This window comes from Tahibacter caeni (assembly GCF_024609805.1).
In the GTDB taxonomy this organism is placed as follows: Bacteria; Pseudomonadota; Gammaproteobacteria; order Xanthomonadales; family Rhodanobacteraceae; genus Tahibacter; species Tahibacter caeni.
Window position 1 is genome coordinate 1 of sequence record NZ_JANFVR010000158.1, and the last position, 10,860, is coordinate 10,860.

Here is a 10,860-nt window from a genome sequence, read left to right on the forward strand (position 1 = left end):
GGCGCGGACGGCACGCGAGGCGGCAGCCGCGCCGTCGCCGGCGCGGCTGCCGCAGGGGCCGCGTTGCGCTCAGTCGCAGCTGCCCTGCACGTCGATCTGTACGCGCCGCAGGTTGTTCGTTTCGCTGGTCTCGGGCACGTAGTCCGGCGCGTCGGCTTCGATCACGACGACGCTGCTGCCGGCCGGCAGGCCGATGACGCCGCCGGCCGCGGCCGTCGACAGCGGCTGCAGGGCGGGAAGGTCGTCGAAGGCGAGCAAGGTGCCGGCCGGGCCGTTCAGGCGCAGGCTGGCCGAAGTGCCTTCGGCGTGGCCGGGGCCTGCGTCGAGGATCAGGTAACGGTACGGGAAATAGCACAGGCCGTTGCGCTTGCGCGTGGCCTGGTCGGCCGGAATCGTGGCCTGGCCGCCCCACTGCAGTATCGCCGGGCCTATCAGCACCGGATCGGCCGCGGCGAGGTCGGTGATCTCGGGCACCTCCTTCATGCGCGGCTTCTGGCCCTGGCCCGGCATCTCCGGGTCGACTTCGTGCGTCGCCGGCGGGCGGTCGTGGTCCTTGAGATTGAAGCCGACGAACAGCTCGCAATTCGCGCCGCCGCCGCTCATCGGCACGCGGAATTCCGCAGGCCACGGGCCGCTGGCCTGCGGAAACACGCGCATTTCGGCCGCCGCCGAATCCGGCGTGCCCGGGTTGCCGCTGCAGTAGCGCGGCGTCAGCACGAGGTCGCGGTAGTGGAACGGGCCATGGTAGGCCGTGATGGTCGTGCGCCAGCCGGCGGTGCCGGCGCTGTCGACGCGGTAGGTGTAGTCGGGAGCCGGCGCGACCTGGGCGCAGGCGGCGCCGGCGCTCAGGGCCAGCAGCAGGGCGGAGAACAGCAGGCGGGTGTTCATGGCGGGTTGCTCCGGTGGGTTCCTGCCTACAAACGTAGAGGAGGTCACGCAGAGATCATTCCGGTCGAAAAGAAATCGTGGTCGCCCCGGCCGGCCGCGGCGCGCGGCGAACCGTCGCCGGACGCTGGGAGGATGCCCGGTGATGCGACAGCAGTTGGCTACCGCCCGTCGGAGCCATCCAATGCCGTTCGACGACAACACCGTGTTCCTGTCCTCGCGCTTCGAGGAGTTCGCGCCGCTGCGCCGCGCGTTGCGCGAGCGTTTCGCGGCGCAGGACCGGCGCCTGGGCCTGGTCGCCGTCGGTCTCGACGACGGTGCCGCGACGCACCGGCCGCCGCTGGCCGAATCGCTGGAGCGGCTGCGCGGCGCGCGTTTCATGATCCTGCTGCTCGGCGAGGAGTACGGCGAAGCCGTCGCCGGCCAGGCCAAGTCCTACGTCAATCTCGAATACGAAGCGGCGCTGGAGACGGACGGTGACGTCCAGGTGCTGGCGTTCGGCATTGGCCCGTCCTATGCCGGCGGGCTCATCGCTGCGGGCGATGAGCCGCGCATGGCCGAATTCCGGCGTCAGGTACAGACCAACCACACCGTGCGCCTGTTCGACGGCAGCGAGAACGTCGACGAGCAGGCGGCGGCCATCCACCTGCAGCTCGTCTACGCCGCCTGGGATCTGCACAAGCGCCCTGCGCAGGCCGAGGATGGATTCGACAGCGATATCGAACCGGAAGACCTCGCCCAGGACCAGGACATCGAATCCCTGGAGCAGCGCTTCGGCAGCGGCAGATCCGGCGCGTCGATGAATGCGCATTCGGTCGCCGAGGCCTTGGCGCATCCTTCGGAGCTGGCAGCGCGCGAGCAGTGCCGGGAGGCCGATGCGGCGATCGGGCTCGGCAAGCTGCGCATCGCACGCGACCATCTGCGCCGCGCGATCGAGCTGCGGCCGCTGGACGTGGAGGCGAACTATCGGCTCGCGCGCCTGTACATCGCTTCGCGGCAGCGCAGGTATCTCGGCGAAGCCGTGAAGCAATTGGAGCTCGTACGTCAGATATTCGAGCGCGACGGCCAGCGGTACTACGCCTGCGACTGTCTGCTGCTGCAGGCCCGGGCAGTGATCGAACGCGGCGACAGCGCAACCGCGCTCGCACTGGCGGACAAGGCCTGCGCCGAGTTGCCGGGTTACGGCCGCGCACGCTACGAATATTCGCATCTGCTGTTGCTGGCCGGCCGCGCCGATGCGGCGCGGCGCGAGCTGCTCGGTGCCGTCAAACGGCATTTTCCGCTGTGGCCGCAGGCGCAGCGCGACTACCGGTTCGATTCCCTCATCGAGCGCGCCGGCCGGGATGTGGGAGAGTGGCTGAGATCCCATCGCGACATGGCCCGCGGCACGCTCGACGGCGAAGCTCGCATCGGCGAAAGAATGGGCGTGGGGATACCCGTGCGGCCGGCGCTGGAGGAGATCCGCAATCCGAATTCGCTGGCGCGCGTGTCCTGCGCTTCGATACGCCGCCAGCATGGTCTCGTCAGAACTGCGTTCTGGCAGGCGGTCGACGCGCTGAAAGTGGCGGACAGGAACGTCGCCGACTCCTGCGCCGAGCAGCGGATCGCGGAGCAGAGGGCGGTGCTCCGCAGGCATGGGCAGGTTGCGGCGGAACTCGCTGCTGCGCAACGCACGATGCCCGTCATGGTTTCGCTGACGGTGCTCGTCGCCGGCGTCGCGCTGGTCGGGTTGCTTTCCTGGGACTGGTTGCCCTGGCCGTTCGTGTTCGGAATCCTGTGTCTGACCAGTATTGCACTCTCGTTGCTGATTCCCGTGCTCATGCGGCCGTCGCCGGGCATGCTGCGCAGGGAGCTCTGGAAGCTCGACGCGCAATTGCAGCGCATGGCCGTCGCACACGCCGAACTGGCCAGGAGCGCCGGGCGTGCGGAACCCGCCGAGGAAGCGGCGAGGAAAACGCAGGTGCTGATGCTCGTTTTTTCCAGCTGGTGCAATTCATTGCTGCGTCAGGGACGGCATCAGCCGTATGCGGAAATCGCTGATCCGCTGAAGCCGGGCGACCTGCTCGTCGCCGACGACGACGAGCTCGACGAACTGAGGAGCCGTCAGGGACACGAAGTCGTCCTGCGGAATCTCATCGACGCCTCGCTGATCGGCGTCGACGGCGAGTATGGCCGGCGTCTCTATCGCGTCCTCGAGGTGGGCAGGGACCGGCTCGTGCTCTCGGAAATCGATGCCTATTCCCGGCAAGGCAACTGATCGAAGCGCCCGCCGCGACGGTGTCTGTGTCGCGGCGGGAACTATGCCGAACGGCGTGATGCCGTCGGCAGACGGGATGGTGCAGCGCGGCGCCGCTTCACTCCGCCGGCCAGTTCCGCGCCGGCGCCGGATTCAGGAACTGCCGGCCCTGGCTGTACGTGCCGACGATCTGCACCTGGCGCAGCCGGTCCGGGTTCTTCTCCAGGTCGAGCGGGTTGGCCGACAGCAGGACGATGTCGGCCGTCTTGCCGACCTCGAGCGTGCCGTGCGACTGCTCGAGTCCGTACTGCCAGGCGGCGTTGACGGTATAGGCTTCGAGTCCCTTGCGGATGCTGATCGCCTGCGGGCCGAGGCCCTGCGTCGAGGTCATCGTGGCCGGGCAGGCCGTCGCGTCGAGGTTCGGATACCAGGACGGCTGCTGCGCGGTGCGCGTCGCGGCGACCCAGATCGCGAACAGCGGCGCCGGCGGCGTGACCGGGCTGTCGGTGTGCAGGGTCGTGGTCAGGCCGGCCTTTGCGGCGCTCGCGATCGGATACATGTTCAGGCTGTTGGCCGGGCCGAGCACCTGCTGGCATTCGGGCAGGCCGTAGTAATAGACGTTCGGCATCAGGAAGCTGATCGCGGTCTGCTTCGGATTCAGCGCCGCGAGCTGCGCCGCCGTGATCATCGGCGCATGGATGACGACGTCGCGCCGGCCCGGCGGCGGCGCCGACGTGGCCAGGGCCGCGACCGACTCGGCAATGGCCGCATCACCGTTCTGGTGGATCAGCATCGGGAAGCCGGCCGCGTGCGCGGCCTTCAGGCGTGCGGCGATTTCCGACTGGTCGACGTCGGGCAGGCCGAGGTAGGGCTGCTTCGGGAACAGCCGGCGTTCGTTGAACGGCGGAAACAGCTGCAGGTAGGGCTGGTTCATGTAGGCCGTATAGCCCTGGGTGGAGCCGTCGGCGAAGGTCTTGACCGCGGCGACGTGCAGCAGCGGATTCCGCGCGAGCTTCAGCGCTTCGCGCACCTTCTTCGCCGCGTCGATCGTGCGCGCGAAATCGCTGCTCGCCGCGTCGTAGGCGACCAGCGCGACGCTGAGCGGGAACGCCGCGCGCTTGGCCGGCGTGTCGAGCGCGGCGATGTACATCAGCATCTGGTCGGGCGCGGCAGCGCCTTCCTGGGCCAGGGTGAAGCCGTGCCCGGCATAGGTCTGCGCGGCCCTCAGCAGCAGGCGGTCGCCGAGCCCCGGATTGGCCTTGAGCACCTTGGCCTGGAAGAAGCCGATCGCGTACAGCGCGAGGTCCTCGTCGAGCTGGCCGCTGATCGCGAGCTCGGTTTCGACGGCACGATTCGTCGTCGGCGTGTAGCAGCTGTCCTTGTTTGCGCCCGGCGTGTCGCAGATGCCGAGCAGCTTCAGCGCCGGCGTGTTGACGTAGGCGATGTGGCCGGATTCGCTCGCGACCAGGATCGGCACGGTCGCCGAGACCGCGTCGAGCTGCTTGCGCGACTCGCCGTTCTCGAACGTGATGCACTGGAAGCCGAGACCGGAACAGCCCTGGCCGCGGCCCAGGCGCGACGGATCGTAGTTGAACGCGAGCACGTACGGCGTCGGGCCGTTCGGATCGACCGCGGCGACGGCCTTGGTCAGGCGCGCGACGACGTCGTCCTGGTTGCGCACCGGGATGAAGCAGGTCTGCGGATCGTCGTGGTCCTTGCAGGCCGCATCGCCGGGCAGCGGCTTGAACAGCAGGTTCGTGTTCGATACGTCGATCCAGTGCGCCGTATCGCTGTAGAAGCCGACGCCCGACATGTGCGAATGCGGGTCGATGAAGCCCGGCAGCAGCGCCGCGCCGGCCGGTGGTGCATAGACCTGCGTGTTCGGTCCGGCCAGCGCCTTGATCTGCGCCGTCGTGCCGATCGCGCTGATCTTGCCGCCGGTGATCGCGAGCGCCTGCGCCGTCGCCGCAGCCGGCGCCGCGGCCATGGTCACGACGGTCGTGTCGACGATGATCGCGTCCGGCGGCGGATCCGGTGCCGTCGTTTCGGCGTTCGCGAGGCCGAGCGCCAGCACCATCGCGGCGACGGCACGGCCGCCGGTCCCCATCAGTTCCCGCACAAGATCGTTCCTGCGCATGTCGTGTCCCTCCGCTGGTAGGCGGGCACGTCGACCGACGCCGGCATCCTGATCGCGCTGCGCCGCCCGGGTCCGTGCCTCGCTGCCGATCATAGGCGGCGGGTTCGCGTCGCGTCACAGGGAAATGGGGATAAAAACCTTTGCGCAGTTAAGGGAAAAATACCTATTGCTTAAAAAGCGTCGGTTCGCGCGACAGGGTGCAGCGAAGGGGCGGCGAGAAGGCTTCGCGCCGGCGGCTCGCCGGAAGTCCGGTCGAGCTCGCCAGAAGTGTCGCGAAAGACGAAACCGGCCGCCTGCGGCGCGTCGCGGCAAGCGGCGGCAGAGCCGCATCAGGTGTTGCGATACAGCGCGACGAGCTGATCCAGGGTCGCGCCCCAGCCGTCGTGGAAGCCGAGTTCCTCGTGGCGCCGGCTCGAGGCTTCGTCGGGATGCATCGCGATCGCGCGGTAGCGCGTGCCGCTGCCGCGCTCTTCGAGCGCGATGATCGCGGTGAACTGCAGGCCGTGGCAGCCGCTGTCGATCGCGGCGGCCGACGCGGGGCGGAAGCCGGGCTCGAGCAGCGTGGTCCAGACGAGTTTTTCCTGCGGGACGACTTCGAGGTAGCAGCCCACGGTCGGCGGCTGGTCCACGCCTTCGGGCGAGCGCATGACGGTGCGGAAGATGCCGCCGGGGCGCAGGTCGACCTCGCAGGCGACGGTCTGCCACGGTGCCGGCGTGAACCAGCGCAGGAGCCGCTCGGGTTCGGTCCAGGCGGCCCAGACCAGGTGGCGCGGAACGTCGATCTCGCGTTCGAGCACGAGGTCGCGGCGCGGATCGAGAGTGGGAATGGCGATGCTCATGACGGACTCCTTGGCGCAAGAAACTCGGTGGGTGGGTACGGCATTGCTGGGTGGGCACGGCATTGCTGTGGCGGCGACGGCGGGACAGTCGTGCCGTCGCCGGCTCGACGGCGCTGCGCCGCCGCTGGCGGTGCGGCGGACGCGATGACGTCGCCATGACGATGCGGGCTGCAGCGACGTCGACGGCAGCTGCGCGGACCGCAACGACGCCGGCGGCGGCCATGCGCGTTCCGGCTACGTCTGCGGCGGTGGTGCGGGCGGCAGGGGTGTCGATGCGGCGATGCGAAACAGTGCGTGCCGGCAGCGCCGACGCCGACGACTGATCTGCCGTGCGCGCTAGCGGCTGTCCTTGATCTCCTTCAGATAGCTGTCGAGCTGGTCCAGGCGTTTTTCCCAGAGCGCGCGCTGCCGGCTCATCCACTGCTCGGCCGCGCGCAGCCGGCGCGGCATGAGCCGGTAGGTGCGCGTGCGACCTTGCTTGTGCGACTGCACGAGGCCGCAGTGTTCGAGCATGGCCAGATGCTGCGAGAACGACGGCAGGGCCATGCGGAAAGGCTGGGCCAGTTCGCTGGTCGTGGCCGGCCCGTTGCCGAGGCGTTCGAGCACGGCGCGGCGCGTCGGGTCGGCGAGCGCCTGGAACACCTGGTTCAGCTGTGCGGATTGGTTAGGCATGCGCCTTACTATCCGCGCAGCTGAAACTTAGGTCAATACCTTCGTATTGCCGCGCTCGTCGTCTGCGGGAATCTGCCGCTTTCCGCTTCCGTGTCGCTGCAGCCGTTCTGCACTTCGCCTCCCGCTTCTGCTTTTCGCTTTCCACTTTCCGGTTCCGGAGCAAACCCCGCCCGCTTCCCGCCACAAGTCCGGCTTCCCAGGCGCCGATCCAGCGCCTACGCTCGCGCTTTCGTCCGTCAGCGTTCCCCGCCCATGTCCGTTACCGAATTGCCCGTCGCAGCGCCGTCGCCGTCGCTGCGGCGCGATTTGTCCGTGCCGGCCGTCGTCGCCGGCTTCGTCACGGTGCTCGTCGGCTTCACGAGCTCGGCGGCGATCGTGTTCCAGGCGGGTCAGGCGGCCGGCGCGACGCCGGCGCAGCTGGCCTCGTGGATGTGGGCGCTCGGCCTCGGCATGGGCCTGACTTGCATCGCGCTGTCGCTGCGCTACCGCGTGCCGGTCGTGACGGCCTGGTCGACGCCCGGGGCGGCCATGCTGACGGCCGGCGCTGCGGGCCTGACCATCGAGCAGGCGACCGGCGCGTTCGTCGTCTCCGCCGTGCTGATCACGCTCGCGGGTTTCAGCGGCATGTTCGAGAGGCTGATCCATCGCATTCCAGTGTCCATCGCGTCGGGCATGCTCGCCGGCGTGCTGCTGCGTTTCGGGCTCGACGCCTGCGTCGCGCTCGAAACGCAGGCCGGCCTGACGCTCGCGATGCTCGTCGCCTATCTGTTGTTGCGGCGCTGGCGGCCGCGCTACGCCGTCGTCGCGACCCTGGCCGTCGGCATCGTCATCGCTGCCGCGCGCGGCCTGCTCGACTGGAACGCGGTCACCGTCCAGGTCGCGCAACCGGTCTGGGTCACGCCGGCATTCACCGTGGATGCGATCGTCGGCGTCGCGATCCCGCTGTTTCTCGTCACGATGGCCTCGCAGAACGTGCCCGGCGTCGCCGTCGCGCGGGCGTCGGGCTATGCATTGCCGATTTCGCCGGTGATCGGCTGGACCGGTGCGGTCAACGTCGTGCTCGCGCCGTTCGGCGCATTCGCGCTGAACCTCGCCGCGATCACCGCGGCGATCTGCATGGGGCGCGAGGCGCACGAGGATCCGGCGCGGCGCTACGTCGCGGCGGTCGCGGCCGGCGTGTTCTACTGCATCGTCGGCGTGTTCGGCGCGACGGTCGCCGCGGTGTTCGCGGCGTTTCCGCGCGAGCTGATCGCGGTCATCGCGGGCCTCGCGCTGCTCGGTACCATCGGCAACGGCCTGGCTGCGGCCCTGGCCGGCGAGGGCGAACGCGAATCGGCGCTGCTGACCTTCCTCGTGACGGCGTCGGGCCTGAGCCTGTTCGGCATCAAGTCGGCGTTCTGGGGTCTCGTTGCCGGCATCCTCGCGCGGCTGCTGCGTCCGCGGCCGGCGCCGGCGGTCGCGAAGCCGTGAATCGCGCGCCGGCGGCAGCCATCGCGGGCCGGCGGTTCGTCGCCGTTGCCGCCGGGCCGACATTACCGCCGCCGCCCGCCGGCGGCACTGGCTGGAGAGAAGTATGCGTTTCACGACCCAGGCCCTGATCGTCGCGGCCGCGCTTGCGGCGCTCGGCATCTATGGCGCCGTGCGCCAGCCCTACGGCACCTTGCTGCCGATGGACGTGGGCGATCTGTCGGAGGTGCAGCCGCAGCTCGACCGGCTCGACGAGGACGAGCGTGCGCTCGTGCTCGGCTATCTCAAGCGCAGCAACGGCGACGTGCTGCCGCCGGCCATGGCCGATCCGGACTATCCGTTCACGGCGCGCACGTTCGGCGAGGCCATCGAGCTGCAGAAGCGATATCTGCGCGAGCAGGCCGAGCGCGACGCCGCCGTCGCGCAGCGCCAGGCCGAACGCGACCGCCTTCTCGAGCCGCTGCGCGAGGCGCTGGCGCTGGGCCTGCTGCGCCGCGAGCTGCTGACCAGCGACGAGGCGCTGGGCATTGCCGATACGGGCGGCGCGAAGCGCGCCGACGACGGCACGCGCGTGCTCGTCGTGACCTACCGCTTGAGCAACCGCTCGGGCCGCGACATCGTCTCGGCCAAGGGCAGCGTCGACGTGCGCGATGCCGACGGCCGCCGGCGCGCGCATTGCTGGCTCGAGCAGGATGCGCTCGAGGCGTTTGCGAGCGCGGACCTGCGCTGCGGCAACGCCATGCGCACGGCCGATCCCGACGAGCGCGCCTTCGCCGAACTCGCCGCCGACAGCCTGCGGCTGGACTGGGAACCGGCCGAGATCGTCTTCGCCGACGGCAGCCGCTTGACGGCACCGCGCTGAGGCGGCCGGACGGCCGAACGGATTTCCGCAGCGGCGCGGCTTCGGCGGCGCGGCTTCGGTAACGCCGCTGACCGGGCAATCCGGCCGGAGTCGACGGAAGTTCCGCGACGAGCGACGTGGACGGGCCGCGACATCGGCGAGCCCGTCACCGCGATCATTGCGACCGCGCAGGTCCGCGCCGCCGTCCCGGCGGGCCGCGATGGCTCCGCAGCGCAACTCGCGCAGCTCCTGATGGAGCGGCGCCCTTCGCGACGCGATCGCCGCGCCCGAGCCCGCATCGTCGTCACGACGATCCCTTCAAGCGAACGTCACCGCATAGACCGGCGGCAGGTTCAGCGACAGATTGCGCCAGCTGTCGCCCTGGTCGTCGCTGAGCCAGAGACCGCCCGTCGTCGAGGCCATCGCGAGCCGCGCGCCGTCGCGGCTGACCGCGAGCCCGTGGCGATAGACCAGGTCGTACGCCTGCACCGGCAGTCCTTCGTGCAGGCTGTCGAAGCTGCGGCCGCCGTCGCGCGTGCGCGCGACGACGAGCTTCGCGTCGACCGGGATGCGGCATTCGTCCTTGACCGCGGGCACGAACCACGCGGTCTGCGGGTCGCACGGATGCACCGCGACGGTGAAGCCGAACACCGACGGCGGCACGTTCGGCACATCCTGCCAGCTGCGCGCGCCGTCGCGGCTGACGAATACGCCGTTGTGATGCTGCACCCACAAGGTGTCCGGGTCGGCCGCGCACTGCACCATGCGGTGCGGATCCTGGATGTTCGGATCGTCGCGCAGCTCCGGCGGCATGTAGGCCGCATACATGCCGTCGGCGCTGAGCGTCCAGCTCTCGCCGCCGTCGCCGCTCTGCCAGACGCCGCCGCACGAGACCGCGATGCGCAGCCGGCGCGAGTCGCGCGGATCGACGCAGATCGAATGGATGCCGGGCTGATCGTAGCCGCCGCCGAACCACTGCGAACGCCGCGGCTGCCGCCACAGCGATTCGACGAGCTGCCAGGACTCGCCGGCGTCGTCGGAACGGAACAGGCCTCCCGGAATCGTGCCGGCCCAGAGCCGTCCCGGTTCGTCGGCGCCGCCGGCTTCCAGCGACCAGAGCAGCTTGAGCGCCGCCGGAACCGGCGGCTTGCCGTCACCGGTATTCAGCATTTCACCGGTTGGATAGGTGGGGGCGGCGATCTCGTGCCAGCTCGCGCCCTCGTCGTCGGAGCACTGCAGCTTGACGCCGAAATGACCGAGGTTCAGCGCTGCGTACCAGCGGCCGTCGCGCGCATCGGCCAGCGCGAGCGTCACGTTGTCGCCGGCGAACGCGTGGCGCGCGATGCGCCAGGAGCCGCCGTCCTCGTGCAGTGCGAACAGTCCTTTGCGCGTGGACAGCAGCAGTCGTTCGGACATGGCTCAGCCTCCGGAAAGCGCTTGCATCAGATAGATTTCGGTGTCGGCGGCCACCGCGGTCGCGGCGAGGTCGCGCTTGTCGCGCACGGCCTGGCCGTCGATGAACACGGCGACGTGGTGGCGCAGCCCGCCGTGCTCGTCGAGCACGTAGCCGCGCAGGCCGGGCTGCTGGACGAAGGCGGACTCGAGCGCGTCGCGCAGCGAGACGCCGCCCACGCGCAGACGCGGCTCGCCGCTGCCGGGCGGCAGCCAGCGCGCGAGGGCGGATGCGAGCACGATCACGGGCATACGTCGGCTCCGGGCGGCGAGCCCGCCAAGCCTAGCGCAATCGACGGCGCAGTCGACGCCGGAGCCGCGGCTCAGTCCG

Annotated in this window: 10 protein-coding genes; 3 read left to right on the top strand and 7 right to left on the bottom strand. The window is 70.0% G+C overall.

Annotation, left to right across the window (positions count from 1 at the left end):
- Positions 1–69: 69 nt before the first annotated feature.
- Both NON22_RS14035 and NON22_RS24910 read right to left on the bottom strand, forming a co-directional pair.
- A complete protein-coding gene (locus NON22_RS14035; protein WP_257387566.1) occupies positions 70–888 on the bottom strand; it encodes a hypothetical protein in 819 nt (272 codons plus the stop codon).
- A 55-nt stretch (positions 889–943) separates the two neighbouring features.
- Positions 944–1,216 (bottom strand): hypothetical protein, encoded by a 273-nt coding sequence (locus NON22_RS24910; RefSeq protein ID WP_257387575.1) that lies wholly within the window; start codon positions 1,214–1,216, stop codon positions 944–946.
- On the opposite strand from NON22_RS24910, the gene NON22_RS14045 reads away from it, so the two are divergent.
- A complete protein-coding gene (locus NON22_RS14045; protein WP_257387574.1) occupies positions 1,139–3,142 on the top strand; it encodes a tetratricopeptide repeat protein in 2,004 nt (667 codons plus the stop codon). The two genes, NON22_RS24910 and NON22_RS14045, sit on opposite strands and share 78 nt — an antisense overlap.
- Before the next feature lie 97 nt (positions 3,143–3,239).
- Here the strand turns inward: NON22_RS14045 and NON22_RS14050 are convergent, their stop codons facing one another.
- From NON22_RS14050 to NON22_RS14060, 3 genes are all read right to left on the bottom strand, one after another.
- Complete coding sequence (locus NON22_RS14050) at positions 3,240–5,240, bottom strand: amidohydrolase (RefSeq protein WP_257387567.1); 2,001 nt, start codon at positions 5,238–5,240, stop codon at positions 3,240–3,242.
- A gap of 347 nt (positions 5,241–5,587) precedes the next feature.
- Positions 5,588–6,097: an SRPBCC family protein gene (locus NON22_RS14055; protein ID WP_257387568.1), complete on the bottom strand. Its 510-nt coding sequence runs from the start codon at positions 6,095–6,097 to the stop codon at positions 5,588–5,590.
- Positions 6,098–6,433: 336 nt separating this feature from the next.
- Positions 6,434–6,769 (bottom strand): ArsR/SmtB family transcription factor, encoded by a 336-nt coding sequence (locus NON22_RS14060; protein WP_257387569.1) that lies wholly within the window; start codon positions 6,767–6,769, stop codon positions 6,434–6,436.
- Between the two features lie 252 nt (positions 6,770–7,021).
- Here NON22_RS14060 and NON22_RS14065 point away from each other — a divergent pair, with 252 nt between their 5' ends.
- Together NON22_RS14065 and NON22_RS14070 are read left to right on the top strand one after the other, a co-directional pair.
- A complete protein-coding gene (locus NON22_RS14065; RefSeq protein ID WP_257387570.1) occupies positions 7,022–8,239 on the top strand; it encodes a benzoate/H(+) symporter BenE family transporter in 1,218 nt (405 codons plus the stop codon).
- Between the two features lie 103 nt (positions 8,240–8,342).
- Complete coding sequence (locus NON22_RS14070) at positions 8,343–9,098, top strand: hypothetical protein (protein WP_257387571.1); 756 nt, start codon at positions 8,343–8,345, stop codon at positions 9,096–9,098.
- Between the two features lie 297 nt (positions 9,099–9,395).
- Here the strand turns inward: NON22_RS14070 and NON22_RS14075 are convergent, their stop codons facing one another.
- Both NON22_RS14075 and NON22_RS14080 read right to left on the bottom strand, forming a co-directional pair.
- Complete coding sequence (locus NON22_RS14075) at positions 9,396–10,493, bottom strand: WD40/YVTN/BNR-like repeat-containing protein (protein ID WP_257387572.1); 1,098 nt, start codon at positions 10,491–10,493, stop codon at positions 9,396–9,398.
- Between the two features lie 3 nt (positions 10,494–10,496).
- Positions 10,497–10,781: a MoaD/ThiS family protein gene (locus NON22_RS14080; RefSeq protein WP_257387573.1), complete on the bottom strand. Its 285-nt coding sequence runs from the start codon at positions 10,779–10,781 to the stop codon at positions 10,497–10,499.
- Positions 10,782–10,860 lie beyond the last annotated feature (79 nt).